General features: G+C 70.7%; 7 protein-coding genes and 1 pseudogene. All 8 read right to left on the bottom strand.

All coding sequences use genetic code 11. The features are described 5' to 3' along the window. Positions 1-80: 80 nt before the first annotated feature. Positions 81-6,122: an AAA family ATPase gene (locus WME95_RS30265; RefSeq protein ID WP_437902814.1), complete on the bottom strand. Its 6,042-nt coding sequence runs from the start codon at positions 6,120-6,122 to the stop codon at positions 81-83. A 136-nt stretch (positions 6,123-6,258) separates the two neighbouring features. Then, on the bottom strand, positions 6,259-12,312 hold the full coding sequence (locus tag WME95_RS30260; RefSeq protein WP_437902813.1) for an AAA family ATPase: 6,054 nt from the start codon (positions 12,310-12,312) through the stop codon (positions 6,259-6,261). A gap of 134 nt (positions 12,313-12,446) precedes the next feature. Continuing rightward, entirely contained in the window at positions 12,447-13,532 is a 1,086-nt protein-coding gene (locus WME95_RS30255) for a P1 family peptidase (protein ID WP_437911044.1), read from the bottom strand. A gap of 398 nt (positions 13,533-13,930) precedes the next feature. Further along, positions 13,931-14,917, bottom strand: coding sequence for an HTTM domain-containing protein (locus WME95_RS30250; RefSeq protein WP_437902812.1), 987 nt, complete (start codon positions 14,915-14,917; stop codon positions 13,931-13,933). A gap of 4 nt (positions 14,918-14,921) precedes the next feature. Next, positions 14,922-15,710 carry a DUF5819 family protein gene (locus WME95_RS30245; protein ID WP_437902811.1) on the bottom strand — a complete coding sequence of 263 codons (789 nt, stop codon included), beginning with the start codon at positions 15,708-15,710 and terminating at the stop codon, positions 14,922-14,924. 235 nt (positions 15,711-15,945) lie between these two features. Then, positions 15,946-16,353, bottom strand: a complete 408-nt coding sequence (locus tag WME95_RS30240; RefSeq protein WP_437902810.1) for a hypothetical protein — start codon at positions 16,351-16,353, stop codon at positions 15,946-15,948. A 1,037-nt stretch (positions 16,354-17,390) separates the two neighbouring features. After that, entirely contained in the window at positions 17,391-17,870 is a 480-nt protein-coding gene (locus WME95_RS30235; RefSeq protein WP_437902809.1) for a YbhB/YbcL family Raf kinase inhibitor-like protein, read from the bottom strand. A 2-nt stretch (positions 17,871-17,872) separates the two neighbouring features. Next, positions 17,873-18,226: pseudogene (locus tag WME95_RS30230) on the bottom strand (erythromycin esterase family protein); the annotation flags it as partial. Positions 18,227-19,128: the final 902 nt, after the last annotated feature.

The raw sequence follows: 19,128 nt of genomic DNA, 5'->3' as shown, positions 1-19,128 counted from the left end.
ACTGCGACCCGTCACGAGCAAACGGCGGTGCGTCAGCGCCCGCTGAGGCAGCTGTCGGGGTGTGAGCGCGCAGCGCGTGCCTACGCCTGCGGGAGGAAGGCGCCCTGGACGTCCGTCTCCGTGTCCGGCGCGCGCAAAGGCAGCTCGACGATGAAGGCAGCGCCCGCGCCCGGCTTGCTCTCGACGCGGATGGCGCCGCCGTGGGAGGTGACGATCCACCGCACGATGTAGAGGCCGAGGCCGAGGCCGCCGAAGTTGCGGACGGAGACGGCGCGCTCGAAGCGCTCGAAGATCCTGGCCTGGTCGGCCTCGGCGATGCCCATGCCATGATCGCGGACGATGAGCACCGCGCGGCTGGCCAGGCTGCGCACGACGACGTGAATCGGGCCTCCCGCGCCATATTTGAGCGCGTTGGACAGGAGGTTGATGAGGATCTGCTCCATGCGGAAAGCGTCCCAGTTGCCCACCACGGGCCCTTCCAGCTCGAGCTGGGTGCGGCAGCGGGCGTCGGTGAGCTGCTCGTGCATCCGCTCGACGACATCGCGCGCCAGGGCGGCCAGATCGACGGGCGCGCGCGCGAGGGTCAGCTGGCCGGCGTTGAGGCGGGTGACGTCGAGCAGCTCATTGACCAGGTGGCCGAGGCGCGCGATCTGGCGGTTGAGGAGCTGGATCGCGGCGTCGATGCGCTCCGGAGCGACCTCGGCGCGCTGGAGGCGGGGCAGGAGCCGGGCGAGGAGGTGAGCCTGCATCGTGAGCGACGTGAGCGGGGTCTTGAGCTCGTGGGAAGCGACGAGGAGGAACTCGTCGCGGCGCTCGATCGCCTGCTGGGCCTCTGCGAATAGACGGCTGTTGTCGAGGGCGAGCGCCGCGCGGCTCGCCAGCTCCTGGGCCAGCCACAGGTCGGCGGGGCCGTAACGGCGCCGCGGCGCGGTCGCCAGCAGGGTCATGACGCCGAAGCGCCGGTCGCGCGCGAGGAGCGGGACGCGGAGGAAGGAGTGAACGCCGAGCGGATCGAGGAGGGGCGCGGCGCGGAGGTCGCCCTCCTCGGCGTGATCCAGAGAGCTCTCCGAAAGGGGCCGCAGGGCGTCCATCACCGCGCCCGCGAGCTCGGCCGGCAGGCCGGCGGTGACCGCGTGTCCCGGGGCGCCCGCGGGGCCGCGAGCGAGGTCCATGTCGATGACACACCGGTCGGCGAGCTCGGGCACGACGAGCTGCGCGACGCTCTCGAGGGTGGCGCTGTAACCGAGGGCCATCAGCCTGCGGCTCGCCTCGGCGAGGAAGCGCTCGGCCAGCTCGGCGCGCTTGCGCTCTGTGATATCGGTGGAGATGCCGCAGAGCACGCCGGGCATGACGCGCTCGCCGAGCGGGAACTTGAGCGACAGGTAGGTGCGCAGCTCGCCCTCCAACAGCACCTCCTCCTCGAACTCCATCGGCTCGCCGGCGTCGAGCACCCGCCGGTCGTGTTCGTCGATGGTCACGGTGGCGGTGGCAGGCAAGAGCTCGGCGCTCGTCTTTCCGAGGATCTGCTCTGTCGGGATGCCGAGGCCGCGGCTCACCTGACGGTTGACGAGCAGGAACCGGCCTTCGCGATCCTTGAGGTAGATGGCGGCAGCGGAGTTGTCGACGATGGCCTGCAGGGTGGCCTGGCTCTCACGGAGCTCGCGCTCCGCCCGGCGCCGCTCGGCGTTCTCCTGCTCGATGTCGGTGTAGAGCATGGCGTTCTCGAGCGAGATGGCCGACTGCGAGGCGAGCAGCTCGAGCACGGTGAGCCGCCCGTGGGTGAACGCGCCGGTGACGAGGTTGTTCTCCAGGTAGAGCAGGCCGAGCAGCCGCGTTTGCCGCACGATCGGGAGGCACAGCACCGACCTCGGCCTCTTGCGGCCGAAATACGCGTCTTCCGAGAACGGGTGTCTGGCGGAGGCGTCGTCGAGCAGCACGCGCTCGTGGCTGCGGAGGACATAGTTGAGAATGGATTGGGGCAGCGCCGCCAGGGCCTCGCCCGCCTCGAGCAGCCGCGCGGCGCTCCCCGACGCGGTGATCGCCGCCGCGGTCGACACGCGATCTTCCCGGACCAGGAGCGCGACCCCCTCTCCGGCGCCCGCGTGCTCGACCACGATGCGCAGCAGCGTCTCGAGCAGGCGGGGGAGCTTGAGCTCTCGGGAGATGCTCTGAGAGGCCTTGACGACGGACAGGACGTCGAACTGCTCGGCGCGGACGGCGAAGGTGACGGTGGGGGCGATCGGCTTTCGCTCGACGAGGAAGGGATACCGCTGGTCGAGCTGCTCCACCTTGGCATGCGCGCCCCAGCGGAAATACGCGGCGCGCGCCCGCTGCAGGTGGGCGACGGCGGGCGTGGACAGGCCGCGGTCGAGGTAGAAGCGGGCGGCGAGCTCGCAGGCGATGGCCTCGTGCTGGACGAAGCCGCCCTCTTGCGCCGACGAGATGGCTTGCTCGTAGAGCCGGATGGCCTCGGGCTCGCGCCCGAGGAGCCGGGCGATCTCGGCGCGGACCAGCGTGTGTTTGTGGAGGAAGTTGTCGGGGCAGCTCGCGGCCCACACGCCGAGCTGCCGCTCGCACGCGAGGAGCCCTTCGGGGAGCTCCCGCGCTGGCGAGGTCGCCGCGTCGCGCGCCTCGTGCGCGTCGTCGGCCGCCGCGGCGAGCGCGAGCGCGTGAACATAGAAGGTCTCGGGGATCTCGGCGCCCGCGTCCATCCTCCAGTCGTAATCGACGACGACACGGGTCGACGCCGCGAGCGCCTCCCTGGGAGAGCCGAGGAGGAACAGCGCCTGCGCCTTCAGGCTGTAGTACAAGCTATGAGCCCCGTACGCGGATCCCGGCGGAAGCCGCGCCTCGAAGGCCTCCTGATCCAGCTCGGAGCCGTCCAGCATCGCGTAATGGACAGGCCTCCCGCGCAGCGTCTGGATGAGGTACCGGACGCTGAGGAGGATGCCATGGATGAACGCGTAGCCGGCCTTGCGCACGAAGCCGAGGCGCTCCTCGGTCAGGCGGAGGACGTCCTCCAGCGGCTCCCCGCAGAGCAGGGGGAACACCGACGCCCAGACGCAATGGTAACACGCGTTGTTCAGATCGCCGCATTCCACGGCGGCGTTGAAGCCGAGGCGATTGTAGGGGTAGGTCTCCCTGTAATGGCGCGTCCAGAAGACGGTCAGCTGCCCGAACAGGAAGAACACGGTCGGCTTCGCGGCGAGATCCTCGCTCTTCTCCGCGAGGTCGTAGCCGAGCTTGCCGAACAGGTAAGCCTCCTTGTATCTCCCGAACCGCGGGCCGAGCACCCGCGCGAAGGCGGTGTACGCATGGGCGGAGCTCTCGGCGTTGCCATGGAGGAGGCTGAGCGTGACCATGCGCTCGAGGACCAGGTGATGCAGGTTCTGGTCCACGAAATACGCAGCGACGGACACGCTCTTCAAGATGCTCATCGCGATCTTGATCTCCGGGTGCGTCATGGGGGGCAGGTGGATGAGGCCCTCGATCGCCCGGTCGCCCAGGGCCTTCCATACGCTCTCGGTCTCTTCGTCGATGCGCGCGTCGGTGAGGTGGGTTGGCAGATGGATGTCGTAAGAGCGCAGGAAGGAGAGGCCGATCTCCACAGCGCGGGCGCTCTGCCCGCGGGTCACGTGCAAGGCGACGGCGAGCTCGACGACGGCGGCCCTCTCGATCTTGGTCATCGAGCGATCCGTGAGCTCCTCGAGCAGCCGCTCGGCTTCATCGAAGTTGCCGAGGATGTACGCGCAGCGCGCTCGCTCGAAGCTCAGGGCGTGGGTCAGCGCGTACTGCGTCTCCCAGCGTTCCTGCGGCTCGCCCGCGAGCAGGGCCATGCCGGCAACGAAGAGGGCGGCGGCAGATTCATACGCCGCGGCGGCCTTGGCCTTCCTGCCGGCGCGGAGGTTCAGCGCTGCGAGCTCGTCGCGCTCGGCCTGGGAACAGAGGAGCGCGGCGCCGCGGTTGAGGTGGCTCACGACGTCGAAGAGCGCGTCCTCGCGCTCTCCGGCGCGCTGCGCCTTCAAGAGCAGCTGACCGATCCGGAGGTGCACCTCGGCGAGCTGTCCGGGCGGGATGAGCGAAGTTGCGGCCTGCTGCACCCGGTCATGGAGGAAGCGATAGGCGCTGTCCCTGCGGAGCAGCAGCCCCTCCCGCACGGCCTCCTCGAGCGCCTCGCGGAGCTCCTCCGCCGGACGGCGCGCGACCACCGCGAGGGTGTCGAGGGTCAGGCTGCCGCCGAGGCAGGCGGCGAGCTTGAGCGCGTCGCGCGTCGGGACCGGGAGCCGATTGAGCTTGCCGGCCATCAGCTCGACGACGTTGTCGGTGAAGCCCTTGTCGCGGATGGCGGCGATGTCCCACCGCCATGCGCCCTCGTCCGCATCAAAGGTGATGAGCCCCTCGTCGTGCAGGGTGATGAGGAACTGGAGCAGGAAGAAGGGGTTGCCGCCGGTCTTCTGGTGGACGAGCTGCGAGAGCGGCTCGACCTCTGCTTCGGGCGCGTGGACCGTCTCGGCGACGAGCGCCCCGACGTGGGCGGCGGAGAGCGGCTCGAGGACGATGTCGCCGACGGCGGCGCTGCGCTTTCGGACCTCGGCGAGCGTGAGCCGGAGCGGGTGTGCGGGGCCGACCTCGTTGTCGCGATAAGCGCCGATCAGCAGCAGGTGCGCGTCGCCGGCGAGGGTGGCGAGCTGCTCGAGGAGCAGGAGGCTACCGGGGTCGGCCCATTGCAGGTCGTCGAGGAAGAGGGCGACGGGGTGCTCCTTCCGTGCGCAGGCGGCGACGAAGCGCTGGAGCGTGGCGAGCAGCCGGCTCTGGGCCTCGGCGGGCGGGAGCTCGGGCACGGGGGGCTGCGGGCCGAGGAGGCGCTCGATCTCCGGGAGCATGTCGGTGAGCAGCCCGCCGCTCGGGCCGAGGGCCTCACGGAGGCGCTCTCGCCAGCGCTCGAGCTGCTGCTCGCTCGCGCCGAGGATCTCCTGCACGAGGCCCCGGAAGGCGTGAAGGAAGGCGCGGTAGGGGACGTCGCGCTTGAGCTGATCGAACTTGCCGGAGAGGAAGGAGCCGCGCTCGCGCACGACGGGCCGGTGCAGCTCGGCGACGAGCGAGGACTTGCCGATGCCCGAGTAGCCCGAGACGAGCACGAGCTCTGGCCGGCCGTTCGCGACCACCCGCTCGAACGCGGCGCGCAGCGCCTCGATCTCGCGCTCGCGGCCGTAGAGCCGCTGCGGGATCTGGAACCGATCGGAGACGTCGCGCAGCCCGAGCGGGAAGGGGTCGATGGCGCCGCGCTGGCGCAGCTGGGAAAAGCACGTGTCGAGGTCGTGGCGCAGGCCGAGGGCGCTCTGGTAACGCTCCTCGGCGGCCTTGGAGAGCAGCTTGAGGACGACGGCGGAGAGCTGGGGTGGAATCGAGGGGACGAGCGCGTGCGGCGGCCGCGGCGCCTGGGCGATATGGCAGTAGACCCACGTGACGGGGTCGCTGGCCTGGAAGGGCAGGGTGCCAGTCAGCATCTCGTAGAAGGTGACGCCGAGGGAGTACAGGTCGGTCCGCTCGTCGACGCGGCGATTCATGCGGCCGGTCTGCTCCGGCGCCATGTAGGCGAGCGTGCCCTCGATGAGCCCGTCGTGCGCGAGCTCCTGTGCCCCGCGGGTGGAGAGGGAGGCGATGCCGAGATCGGTGAGCTTCACCTCGCCGGTGTCGGGGTTGTAGAGCAGGTTCTGAGGCTTGATGTCCTTGTGGATGACGTGATGTCGGTGGAGCTCGGCGAGCGCGGCGGCGAGTCGGAGGGCGAGGGGGAAGAAGCGCTCGAGCGACATCGGGCGCATCGGCCCGTCGTCATCGAGCAACCGGTCGAGCGAGCGGCCGCCGAAGTCCTCGAGGACCAGCGTCATCTGGTCGCGGAACGGCTCGATCCCGTAGGCCCGGACGACGACCGGCGAAGCGAGCGCCGTCGCGACCTCGAGCTCGTGCTGGAGCCTGCCGAGGGCGCGGGGGCTGGCGTGGTCGCGCCGCAGGACCTTGAGCACCACCGGTCGGCCGTCCTCGTCGCGCCGCGCGCGGTAGAGGATCGTGTCCGCACCCTGGTGCAGCACCTCCAGCACGCGGTAACGTGGACTATGGGGCATAGGAGAATCTTTGAACGCCGGACGTCACGGACGTCGGCGCCGCGCTGCGGTTCAACTTGGTACATTGCCAAAAGCGCTGCGACCCGTCACGAGCAAACGGCGCGGAGCCGCGCCGGCCTCGGCCCCCGGTGAACGCTCACGCTGGCGCGAGAAAGGTGCCCTGGCCCTCCGTCTCCGCCTCCGGCGGGCGCAAAGGCAGCTCGACGATGAACGTGGCGCCCGCGCCCGGCCTGCTCTCGACGCGGATGGTGCCGCCGTGAGAGGTGACGATCCATCGAACGATGTAGAGGCCGAGGCCGAGACCGCCGAAGTTGCGGACGGAGACGGCGCGCTCGAAGCGCTCGAAGATCCTCGCCTGATCGGCCTCGGCGATGCCCATGCCGTGATCGCGGACGACGAGCACGCCGCGAGCGCCCTCGCGGCGCACGATGACGTGGATGAGGCCTCCCGCGCCGTACTTGATCGCGTTGGACAGGAGGTTGATGAGGACCTGCTCCATGCGAGACGGATCCCAGTGTCCCATCACGGGCTCGTCCAGCTCGAGCTGGGTGCGGCAGCGGGCGTCGGTGAGCTGCTGGTGCATCCGCTCGACGACCTCGCGCGCCAGCGCCGCGAGATCGACCGGCGCGCGCGAGAGGGTCAGCTGGCCGGCGTTCAGGCGGGTGACGTCGAGCAGCTCGTTGACCAGGTGGGCGAGGCGCGCGATCTGGCGGTTGAGGAGCTGGATCGCGGCGTCGATGCGCTCGGGGGCGACCTCCCCGCGCTGGAGGCGGGGCAGGAGCCGGGCGAGCAGGTGGGCTTGCATCGTGAGCGAGGTGAGCGGTGTCTTGAGCTCGTGGGAGGCGACGAGGAGGAACTCGTCGCGGCGCTCGATCGCCTGCTGGGCCTCGGCGAACAGGCGGCTGTTGTCGAGGGCGAGCGCGGCGCGGCTCGCCAGCTCCTCGGCCAGCCACAGGTCGGCGGGGCCGAAACGGTGCCGCGGCGCGGCCGCCAGCAGGGTCATGACCCCGAAGCGCCGGTCGCGCGCGAGGAGCGGGACGCGGAGGAAGGAGTGAACGCCGAGCGGATCGAGGAGAGGTGCGGCGCGGACGTCGCCTATCTCGGGCCGGTCCGGCGGCGTCGCCGAAAGGGGCCGCAGCGCGTCCGTCACCGCGCCCGCGAGCTCGGCCGGCATCCCCGCGGTGACCGCCCGCCCCGGGGCGTCCTGGGCGAGGTCCACGTCGATGACGCATCGGTCGGCCAGCGCCGGCAACGCGAGCTGCGCCACGCTCTCGAGGGTGGCGCCGTAGCCGAGGGCCATGAGCTTGCGGCTCGCGTCGGCGAGGAAGCGCTCGGCGAGCTCGGCGCGCTTGCGCTCGGTGATGTCGGTGCAGATGCCGCAGACCACGCCGGGCATGACGCTCTCGCCGAGCGGGAACTTGAGGGACAGATAGACGCGCGGCTCGCCCTCTTTCATCATGATCTCCTCCTCAAACTCCAGCGGCTCGCCCGCGTCGAGCACTCGCCGGTCGTTGTCTCGGAGGACCTCGACGTTCGCACCATGAGAGAGCTCGGCGTCGGTCTTTCCGAGGAGCTCATGGCTCGGCACGCCGGCGACGTCGCCTGCGTGGCGGTTGGCGAGCAGATACCGGCCTTCGCGATCCTTGAGGAAGATGGTCGCGGCGGAGTTGTCGACGATGGCCTGCAGCGTCGCCTGGTTGGCCTTCAGCGCCTGCTCCGCCCGCCGCCGCTCGGCGTTCTCCTGCTCGATATCGGCATAGAGCATGGCGTTCTCGAGCGAGATGGCCGACTGCGAGGTGAGCAGCTCGAGCACGGTGAGCCGCCCGGGGGTGAACGCCCCGGCCACGAGCCCGTTCTCCAGGTAGAGCACGCCGAGCAGCCGCGTTTGCCGCATGATCGGGAGGCACAGCACCGATCTCGGCCTCTTGCGGCTGAAATACGCGTCCTCCGAGAACGGGTGCCTGGCCGCCGCGTCGTCGAGCAGCACGCGCTCGTGGCTGCGGAGGACATAGTTGAGAATGGATTGCGGCAGCACCGCCGACGCCTCGCCCGCGTCGAGCAGCCGCGCGGCGCTCCCCGACGCGGTGATCGCCGCCGCCGTCGACAGGCGCTCCTCCCGGACCAAGAGCACGACCCCCTCTCCGGCGCCCGCGTGCTCGACCACGATGCGCAGCAGCATCTCCAGGAGGCGCGGGAGCATGAGCTCGCCCGAGATGCTCTGAGAGGCCTTGACGATGGACAGGACGTCGAACTGCTCGGCGCGGACGGCGAAGGTGACGGTGGGGGCGATCGGCTTTCGCTCGACGAGGAAGGGATACCGCTGGTCGAGCTGCTCGACCTTGGCGTGGGCGCCCCAGCGGAAGTAGGCGGCGCGGGCGTCCCGCAGGTAGGCGCCTTCGGGCGTGGACAGGCCGCGATCGCGGTAGAACCGGGCGGCGAGCTCGCTGGCGATGGCCTCGTGCTGGACGAAGCCGTTCTCCCGCGCCGAGGAGATGGCCTGCTCGTAGCGCCGGATGGCCTCGGGCTCGCGGCCGAGGAGACGGGCGATCTCGGCGCGGACCAGGGCGTGTTTGTGGAGGAAGTTGTCGGGGCAGCTCGCGGCCCACTCGCCGAGCCGCCGCTCGCTGTCGAGGAGGCCCTCGGGGAGCTCCTGCGCCGGCGACCGCCGCGCCTCGTGCGGCTTGGGCGGCTCGGGCGCGCCACCGTCGGCGTCGACGAGCGCCGCGAGCGAGAGCGCGTGAACATAGAAGTTCTCGGCGATGAGCGCGTAGGGCTCTCTCCTGAAGGGGTGATCGACGATCACGCGCGTCGCCGCGGCGAGCGCCTCTCCGTAAGAGCCGAGCACGAAGAGCGCCCGGGCCTTCATGCTGAAATGGAGGCCGCGGGCGCCCCGCATATCCCCCTCGTCGAGCCGCGCCTCGAAGGCCGGCGGATCCAGCTCGGAGCCGTCGAGCGTGGAGAAGCGGACCGGCCTGCCGCGCAGCGTCTGGATGACGGCGTGGGCGCTGGCCAGGACGCCGTAGGCGAACGCGTAACCGGCCTTGCGGACGAAGCGGCTGCGCTCCTCGACCTCGTGGAGGACGTCCTCGAGCGGCTCGCCGGCGAGCAGCGGGAACAGCGGAGCCCAGACGCAGTTGAAGCACGCCATGCGCATATCGCCCGACTCGACCGCGGCGCTGAACCCGGCGCGCGTGTAGGGGTACGTCTCCCGGTAGTGGCGTGTCCAGAAGACGACTTGCTGTCCGAAGAGGGTGAATACCAGCGACTTCACGGTGAGGAGCTCGCTCCTGTCCGCGAGGTCGTAGCCGAGCTTTCCGAACTTGTAGGCCTCGCGGTATCGCCCGAACCGCGGGCCGAACATCCGCGCGAAGGCCGCGTACGCGTGGGCGGAGCTCTCCGCGTTGCCGTAGCGCAGGCTGAGCTTCACCTGGCGCAGGACGATGAGGTAGTGCAGGTCGTGGTCCACGAAGATCGCGGGGCCGGCCACGGCTTGCAGCACCGCCATCACGACCTTGCACTCCGGGTGCTCCATGGGGGGCAGGCGGAGCAGGTCCTCGATCGCCCGGTCGCCCAGCGCTCGCCAGAGGCTCTCGGTCTCTTCTTTGACCTGTGCGTCGGTGGGGTGGAGCGGAAGATCGATATCCGAGGCGCGGAGCCACGCGAGCGCGAGGTCGACGGCGTGGTCGGACCGCCCTCGGGTCTGGTAGAAGCTCACGGCAAGCTCGACGACCGCGGCGCGATCGAGCTCGTTCCTCGCGCGCCCCAGGAGCTCCTCGAGCAGCCGCTCGGCCTCGTCGGAGCTGCCGGTGGCGTAGGCGGCGTGCGCGCGCTCGAGGCTCAGGGGATAGGCCAGATCGTACCGAGTCTCCCAGCGCTCGCGGGGATCTTGCGCGAGGAGGGCCATGCCGGCGGCGAAGAGGGCGTCGGCAGACTGGTAGGCGGCGGCGGCCTTGGCCTTCCTGCCGGCGCGGAGGTTGAGGGCGGCGAGCTCGTCGCGCTCGGCCTGGGAACAGAGGAGCGCTGCGCCGCGGTTGAGGTGGCTCACGACGTCGAAGAGCGCGTCCTCGCGCTCTTCGGCGCGCTGCGCCTTCAAGAGCAGCTGGCCGATGCAGAGGTGCACCTCGGCGAGCTGTCCGGGCGGGATGAGCGAAGTTGCGGCCTGCTGCACCCGGTCATGGAGGAAGCGATAGGCGCTGTCCCTGCGGAGCAGCAGCCCCTCCCGCACGGCCTCCTCGAGCGCCGTGCGCAGGGCCTCCGCCGGCCTTCGCGCGACGATCGCGAGGGTGTCGAGGGTCAGGCTGCCGCCGAGGCAGGCGGCGAGCTTGAGCGCGTCGCGCGTCGGGACCGAGAGCCGCTCCAGCTTGCCGGCCATCAGCTCGACGACGTTGTCGGTGAAGCCCTTGTCGCGGATGGCGGCGATGTCCCACCGCCATGCGCCCTCGTCCGCATCAAAGGTGATGAGCCCCTCGTCGTGCAGGGCGATGAGGAACTGGAGCACGAAGAAGGGGTTGCCGCCGGTCTTCTCGTACACCAGCCGTGAGAGCGGCTCGACCCGCGCTTCGGGCGCATGGACCGCCTCGGCGACGAGCGCCCCGACGTGGGCGGCAGAGAGCGGCGTGAGGACGAGCTCGGAGACGGTGGCGCCGCGCTGCTGCACCTCGGTCAGCGTGAGCCGGAGCGGGTGCGCGGGGCCGACCTCGTTGTCGCGATAGGCGCCGATCAGCAGCAGGTGCGGGTCGCCGGCGAGGGTGGCGAGCTGCTCGAGGAGCAGGAGGCTACCGGGGTCGGCCCATTGCAGGTCGTCGAGGAAGAGGGCGACGGGGTGCTCCTTCCGTGCGCAGGCGGCGACGAAGCGCTGGAGCGTGGCGAGCAGCCGGCTCTGGGCCTCGGCGGGCGGGAGCTCGGGCACGGGCGGTTGCGGGCCGAGGAGCAGGGCGAGCTCGGGGAGCATGTCGGTGAGCAGCCCGCCGCTCGGGCCGAGGGCCTCACGGAGGCGCTCTCGCCAGCGCTCGAGCTGCTCCTCGCTCGCGCCAAGGATCTCCTGCACGAGGCCCCGGAAGGCCTGAAGGAGGGGGCGGTAGGGGACGTCGCGCTTGAATTGCTCGAACTTGCCGGAGAGGAAGGAGCCGCGCTCGCGCACGACGGGCCGGTGCAGCTCGGCGACGAGCGAGGACTTGCCGATGCCCGAGTAGCCCGAGACGAGCACGAGCTCTGGCCGGCCGTCCGCGATCACCCGCTCGAACGCGGCGCGCAGCACCTCGATCTCGCGCTCGCGGCCGTAGAGCCGCTGCGGGATCTGGAACCGATCGGAGACGTCGCGCAGCCCGAGCGGGAAGGGGTCGATGGCGCCGCGCTGGCGCAGCTGGGAAAAGCACGTGTCGAGATCGTGGCGCAGGCCGAGGGCGCTCTGGTAGCGCTCCTCGGCGGCCTTGGAGAGCAGCTTGAGGACGACGGCGGAGAGCTGGGGTGGAATCGAGGGGACGAGCGCGTGAGGCGGCCGCGGCGCCTGGGCGATGTGGCAGTAGACCCACGCGACGGGGTCGCTGGCCTGGAAGGGGAGGGTGCCAGTCAGAAGCTCGTAGAAGGTGACGCCGAGGGAGTACAGGTCGGTCCGCTCGTCGACGCGGCGGTTCATGCGGCCGGTCTGCTCCGGCGCCATGTAGGCGAGCGTGCCCTCGATGAGCCCGTCGTGCGCGAGCTCCTGTGCCCCGCGGGTGGAGAGGGAGGCGATGCCGAGATCGGTGATCTTCACCTCGCCGGTGTCGGGGTTGTAGAGCAGGTTCTGGGGCTTGATGTCCTTGTGGATGACGTGGTGTCGGTGGAGCTCGGCGAGCGCGGCGGCGAGTCGGAGGGCGAGGGGGAAGAAGCGCTCGATCGACATCGGGCGCATCGGCCCGCCGTCATCGAGCAACCGGTCGAGCGACCGGCCGCCGAAGTCCTCGAGGACCAGGGTCATCTGGTCGCGAAACGGCTCGATCCCGCAGGCCTTGACGACCGCGGGCGACGTCAGTGCCCTGGCGACCTCGAGCTCGTGCTGGAGCCTGCCGAGGGCGCGGGGGCTCGCGTGGTCGCGCCGCAGGACCTTGAGCACCACCGGCCGGCCGTCCTCCTCGCGCCGCGCGCGGTAGAGGATCGTGTCCGCACCTTGGTGCAGCACCCCCAGCACGCGGTAACGTGGACTGTCGGTCATAGAGGGAGGGTGTCCAAAGCCGGATCGGCCCCCGAGGCGCCCCGTCGACTCGTGATGTTGCCAAAAGCGCCTCGCTGCGCCACGGGAAACGGCTGCGAGCTCTCGCGCCGGCCCGCCCGCGGCGGCCTCTTGCGTCATGCAGGGCGGGAGCGGCCGGGCGGCCGCTGGACGCCGTGCCTCGACAGCACCTCACGGACGCGATCCAGCGGAATGGCCTCCACGGTGCGGCCGCTCCCCGAGGTGGTCTCGGCCGTGAAGAGCGAGCTGTAGATGGCCTCCTCCGTCGCCTCGATCACGGCCTGAAAGAGGGCGGACGTCTCCTGGTTCGAGAGCTCCGTGATCGCGAGCCGCTTCGCGCCGGAGCGGCGCCGCACCGAGGCGCTCGTCGAGAAGGCGATCGCGTAGTCGCCGGAGCCGTTCGCGCCGGAGGATCCGGTGCGCGCGAGCCCCAGGATCGCGCGGGCAGCGAGCCGCCCGAGGTTGCGATCCGACAGCGGCGCGTCCGTCGCGACGAGGATGAGGATGGAGCCGTCCCCCGCCGCCGCCTCGACCTGCGACCGGAAAGCGTACCGGCCGAGCTCCTCGCCGACGGGCGCGCCCATCACCTGCAGCACGCCGCCGAAGTTCGACTGGACGAGCACGCCGACGCAGGCCCCGCCGAGCGACGCCGGCAGCACCCGCGAGGCGGTGCCGATCCCCCCCTTCCATCCGAACGCGACGGTGCCCGTGCCCGCGCCGACGCACCCCTCCGGCGTGGGCCCCTCCCGCGCCGAGCCCAGCGCCGCGCGCACGTGCTCGGCGGTGACGGGACGGAGCCGGACCGCGTTGAGCACGCCATCGTTGGTCTCGCCGACGACCGGGTTGAGCGAGCGCACCTCCTCCATGCCCGGCTGCGCCAGCATCCATTCGACGAGCGCGTCGGCGGCCCGGAACGCGCAAAGCGTGGTCGTGAGGAGAATGGGAGTCTCCAGCTCACCCAGCTCGCGGACCTGGGTCGCGCCGACGAGCTTGCCAAACCCGTTGCCCACGTGGATCGCCGCGGGGACGCGATCGAGGTAGAGGTTCCCCCCGTGGGGAAATACGGCGGTGACGCCGGTGCGGATCGCGTCTCCCTCGATCACCGTCGCGTGCCCGACGCGCACGCCGCCCACGTCCGTGATCGCGTCGAGCGGGCCCGGATCGAAGATGCCAGGCGCGACGCCGAGATCACGCGCGCGCACGGCGTCTCCCGCGGGCTCCGGGGATCCGGGCGCGAAGGGCGCGCTGCCCGCCTCGTCCGGGCAGCGAGCGATCGGGCAGCGGCAGGGCGAGGCGGCCAGGCGCGACGTGCGGCCCGGTGGCGGGACGCGGCCGAGAGAGGGTTTCGGCATCCACGGCGAGCGGCGGTATCAACCTCCGTGCCAGGCGCGTCGTCGAGCCGCGGCGCGAGCGGCGCTGATCTCGCACCCCGGCTCGCCCGGTGCCCGGTGCGCGAGCTCTCGCAGGCGCACCGCGCCATCGAGTCGGGCCGCACGATCGGGAAGATCGCGATCCGCGTGGCGGAAGGCTGGTGAGGCTGGGCGGGGATCGCCGGGAGGCCGGGGAGATAAGGCGGGCGCTCGAGCGCGCCCGCGCCGCGCTACTTCGTCTGGATCCGGCGCGCGGGCAGGAGGCGCCGGAGCGACGGCGCCTCGAAGGACACGAGCCGCCTGGCGAACGCGCCGATCGCCCGGTATTCCGCGTCCGCGATGAGCGCCAGCTCGACGCTGATCATGAATACCGCGAACGTGCCGAGCCCCATCATGACGGCGATCCCGGCGTGGAACAGGAACGCCGCGGCGAGCGAGAGCCTGCGTGTGTGCCGGTTCAGCGCGAACAGGAACGGGAAGCTGAGCTGGAACCCGACCGTCGCGTAGGTCAGCGCCGTCACCACGGCCACGCTGCGGGAGAGGCTGTCGCTGTGGCCGGGCCACGTGAACTCGCCGACGCGGGTGATGTAATAAAGGGCCGTCCCGTTCTGCCAGAGCTCCCCCTGCACCTTGTAGAGCCCCGCGACCCCGTAGACCAGGCACACCTGGACGGCGCAGGCGAGGATCGCCGCGTTGTGCAGCATCCCCTTGATCCGCTGGAGCTCTCCGCCGCGCTCCCGCTGCGCGCGGAGCCGGTCGGCGTCGAGCGAGAAGTACGCGCCGAGCTCGGCGAAGATGCCGTACAGCAGCGCGAGCCGGACGAGGTTGTCACCGCCGTCGAGCAGGACGGGGTTCCGCTGATGCAACGACCAGAGCCCGACATACGTGAGCAGCGACATGAGCCGCGTGCGGAAGCCGATCACCCACAGCGCCGCGAACAGCATGGCGAGGTGGAAGACGACCTCGAAGTAGAGCGGCGACCTGCTGAGCAGGTAAATCGAGAACGCGCCGGTGCGGTGGGCCTCCTCGAGCGACCGCGCGAATGGCCACACCCCCTCGGGGCCGTAGAGATAATGGCGCTGGAAGTAGTTGGCCAGGTAGAGGTGGAGGATGGTCAGCCCGGCGACGATCCGGAAGAGGCTGGCCCCGATCAGGCAGCGCTCTCGGCTCGCAAACTCCACGATGCGGTGCCAGCGTGCGTTCAGCTTGCTCAGCATGGCGTCACCTCTCCTCCGCGGCCGCCGCCCGGAGGGCCACGGGCGTCTGGTGTCTGTCCTCGGTCGTCGCGTCCAGCGGCGCCACCGGTCGATACGGAGCCCAGTCGAAATCGAAGTACGTCAATTCACCCTTCGAGTCGGGCAGGTCGCGCCGGGAGAAGCGCGGGAATTTCAGCACCGCCAGGCGGAGCCGCACCGCGGCGGTGCGGCTCGGGCCGTACAGGCTGTCACAGTGCGCGGAGCCGGCCCGCTCCAGGACGCTCTTGCCGAGCTGAACGCCGGCGTCCTGCTCCTTCTTCACCTCGTCCCTGAGCATGTCGACCACCTGAGCATCGGGCGCCTCGGCGCCGCCTCCGCCCGCCTGCGCGCGCGTGCGCTGCTGATCGAGCTTCTTCGCCATCTGCAGCGACGTCGGATCGACGGTGTAGATCATGCGCGCCGCGCCCGTCACCGATCGTCCGATGCGCGTCGCGGGGCCGAGCCGGTTCTCCAGGTGGGATTCCCAGTAGGGGGTCGTGATATCGGTCCACCCGGTCTCGGTCGTGCTCCCGTCCGGCTCGTGCAGGCGGCAGGCGACCATCACGAGGCGCGTGTCGGTGATGGGATCGGGGGCGAAGAGGTGCCAGTTCTGCTCGAAGAACGGGTTCATGTACCCGCTGATGAGCCGCGCGAAGCGGAGCTGGAGCGGGTTCTGCGGCGTCAGGTAGGCCAGCGTCATCGCGAAATGAAAGCAGAGCGCCGCGGCGAGCAGCGCGGGCGCGGACGTCGAGAGCACACGGAGTAAACGGCGCATGGTTTCGTCCATCCCGGGTTCGGGGTCGTCGGAGTGGAGGCCGCGCGCGGCCGGAGCGCCGCGCGCGGTCCGTGGAGGCTCCGGCCCCAGCGGGCCGGCCGGGGCCGCTTGCGGCCGCCGGGGTGCGGAGCGGGGCGGAGCCCCGAGGAAACCAGCCAGGTCTGCCCGCGCGAGGCCGCGGCGGAGCGGCGCAGAGGTCCGGCCATCTCTGGCCGGACCTCTGGCGGGCGGAACGCTAGTTGTCGAAGAGGATGTCGGCTTGACCGGACGCCGGCGCGTCGTTCAGCGCGATCCTCCTCCAGCCTCCGTGGCCACGGCCGTGGCCGCGGCCGTGGAAGCCCCCTGCGTTGGCCGTCGCGACACCGACGTTGCCGTACCCGCCGGCCTGGGCGACCGACGACTGGGCGACGGACCCCGAGGTCCCGATCGCGATGCCCGCGATGCCGATGTTCGTCGAGGTGGCCACGTTGGCCCCAGGGTACCCGGAGTAGTACGCCACCTTCTCGGGGATCCCTGCGCTCGCGCTGGCGTCGAGGACTGAGCGACCCTTCAGGCCCGAGGTGGCGGGCGTCGCCGCCTGCGCCATCGCCACACCGACGAACAACGACAACCCAGCGACCGCGGTCATGATCTTTCGTGTCATGTTCTTCCTCTTTCGTTCGATCTCGTGATGGTTGATGGTCAGAGAGGCCAGACATGCCAGCTGCGTTTGACGACCGAGCGGAGCCCCTGCGTTCGAGCAGCTCCACAGGACTCGGAGCATCAAGCCAGCTCGCGGGTCATCTGCCCCTGTATGCTGCCTGCGGTCTGACGTCAGAGCACTCGTCGTGCCAGCCGCGTCCTCCGCTGGCCCAGCGCGCGCCGCGCCCTCTCGCCGCGCCAACGTGAGGCCGCGGCCGCTCGGCGGCGCGCTCCGCCCGCGGCCGGCTTGCGTGTTCGAGCAAACCATCGCGCGCAACCCTTTGCTCGGATTGTCGCGTTCGAAACGACGATCTCGCCGCGCGTGGTGATGATACGGCAGGACAGGCGAGCTCAACCCGCGCAGCCGGGCTGGCTGCGCCGCCCGAACATCGCGGACACACGCGGGGCAGCGCCCCCGTACCTGCCGCGGCCCCGCGAGCTCGGCCGACGGCCGCGCCATCCGGCACGCCGCGTGCCTCGGCCCCTGCCCATCACTGATGCCCAGTCATGGAAGCATCGCTGACCAGGAGGAGTGAAGATGCGCGGTACGCTGTTATCGGTGTTCGTGTTGTCGATGCTGCCCGCTTCCACGGCGCTCTGGAGGGGCGCGGCCGCGGAGGCGGTGGACGGCAGAGCGGGGGCGTTGGTCGAGGCCAATGAGCCTGATCCTTCGCTGGCCAGCGACGCCGAGGTCGCGGCGGGCGACGAGGGGGACTCGGTCGCCTCGTGCGTCGCCACCTGCCCGAAGGGCGATAAGGTCGTCACGTGTCCAGATGGAGTGTGTCAGTGCCACTGTGACGATGACGGTCGCCCTGTCTGTAAATGCGAGTGAGCGCGCGCCGAAGGCGCGCTCATGGCGAGGTGTAGATTCGTGATACGGGCTCATCCGCCAGGCAGGCGAGCGTGGCGTACGGAGGTACGCCGCGGCGGGTCGAACGACGCGGATGAGCCCGCAGCGCGCGAAGGCGAGAGCGAGCCGGGGCCGGCGGTGCTCGGCTCCTACGAGCCGCCCCTCTTCTGGTACGTCCCGACGAGCTCGACACGCGCGAGCACGTGTCCCTCCATCTCCTTCTCGAGCTCCACCTTGGTGAGCCCGCCCCGCGGGGGCAGCACCGTGTCGAGCGCATACAGCTTGAAGAAATAACGGTGCTTGCCGATCGGCGGGCACGGGCCGCCGTAACCGGCGCGCTTCCAGTCGTTCCTTCCCTCGAGCGCGCCCGTCGGCAGATCGGCCTTGCGCGCGCCCTCGGGCAGCCCGCCGGCGTCGGGCGGGATGTTGTAGAGCACCCAGTGGACCCACGTCGTCTTGGGGGCCCGTGGATCGGGCGCGTCCGGGTCGTCGACGATGAGCGCGAGGCTCCTCGTGCCGCCGGGGATACCCGACCAGGAGAGCGCGGGCGGCACGTCCTTCCCCTCGCAGGTATGCACGATCGGGATCACGTCACCATGGTGGAAATCGGGAGATTGTAACGAGAGCATCGGTTCACCTCGCCCCGCTCCGCCATGTCGGTGAAGCGCGCGTCGCCGACGTGCGTGTTGTGCGCCCAGACGATCGCGCGGCCGCGCGGGCCGTGCTGCTCGAGCAGCCGATCGAGCGTATCGGCCATGCGCCCATCGCGGACGTTCCACGACGCCGCGTCGCTGCGCACCATCGCCCGGTAGTAGGCCTCGGCGTTCTTGACCACGAGGGCGTTCTGCTCGGCGACGAAGTGCCCGTCGCGCCCGTCGGCGCCGAACTCCGGCGCTCTCTCGCGCACCTCGGCGAGCAGCTTGACGGCCTCCGCCTGGCACGACTCGGGCACGAGCACCGTCGCCCGGGCGTACTCGTGAGCGCGCAGCGCGCGCCGCCGATGCGCTCGATCAAGGGGTCGAGATCGGCCGTGGAGCGCAGCGGCCGAGCCAGCGCGCGCAGCGCGGCCAGGAGGTCGGGCGTCGCGCGCGTCCCCGGCTCGATGAGGCGTCGCGGTCGAGCCATGATGGGATCCTCCTGGGGCGCGGCGCCGGAACGGCAAGCCGCGCGGGGTAAGGGCGGGGGTGCAGGCCGCCCGGCGGCGGAAGAAGGTCCGCCCGGTGCCGCCGAGCCCGTGCCTCCGCGGGCACCTCGCCGCCGGAGCCCGGTTCGTCCTCCGACGACGAACAGACGACCAGACTCTGCGTCGACGCGACGCGACGAGAAAAGTCTCGCTGACGGGTGTCGCCTCCTCGGATGTCCTGCAGGTGCAAGCGTTCGCGAGGTGCTCCCGGAGACGATCCGGATCACATCGACTACAAGTCTGTCGAACATTTGCATCCTGACCAGATGCTGCCCGCTTCGGTCGTACGATTCCCAGCGATAAGCGTGATCGAATTGCCCTCCGCTGGGAATGGGTATCTGGTGATGTCGTCCCGGCCAGCCTTCTCCAGACCTCTCGCTCCAACGGCCCTCCTCCCCCTGTTCGTCGCGTGCGGCTCCAGCGACAGCTCCGAGACCACCGGCGCCGAGGCTCTTCGCTCCGGACCCGGCTGGACCGGAGGCGTCGCCCGGGAAGAAATCTCATAGCTCGGTTTACGGGTCCTCGGCTTGACGGCGAACGAATCGCACCGCGCCCTGAAATCTCTCGTTCACGTGCCATTGGCATACCCACAGCACATGGTCGCACACGTCACGAAAGCAGCGTCGCCAACGCGTAAAACGCACTGACTTCCCTGTCGTCCGCTCAAAGTACGGCGGTTTGCCCGCGTGTCACGTACCACGTGT

Source organism: Sorangium sp. So ce327 (assembly GCF_051530205.1).
Classification (GTDB): domain Bacteria; phylum Myxococcota_A; class Polyangia; order Polyangiales; family Polyangiaceae; genus Sorangium; species Sorangium cellulosum_B.
This window is presented reverse-complemented; position numbering and strand designations above follow the sequence as displayed.

Excerpts from the sequence above, each read along its gene's own strand:
- WME95_RS30235 (WP_437902809.1), bottom strand. The coding sequence starts at position 17,870 with ATGCTCTCGTTACAATCTCCCGATTTCCACCATGGTGACGTGATCCCG.
- WME95_RS30265 (WP_437902814.1), bottom strand. The coding sequence starts at position 6,122 with ATGCCCCATAGTCCACGTTACCGCGTGCTGGAGGTGCTGCACCAGGGT.
- WME95_RS30250 (WP_437902812.1), bottom strand. The coding sequence starts at position 14,917 with ATGCTGAGCAAGCTGAACGCACGCTGGCACCGCATCGTGGAGTTTGCG.
- WME95_RS30245 (WP_437902811.1), bottom strand. The coding sequence starts at position 15,710 with ATGCGCCGTTTACTCCGTGTGCTCTCGACGTCCGCGCCCGCGCTGCTC.
- WME95_RS30240 (WP_437902810.1), bottom strand. The coding sequence starts at position 16,353 with ATGACACGAAAGATCATGACCGCGGTCGCTGGGTTGTCGTTGTTCGTC.
- WME95_RS30260 (WP_437902813.1), bottom strand. The coding sequence starts at position 12,312 with ATGACCGACAGTCCACGTTACCGCGTGCTGGGGGTGCTGCACCAAGGT.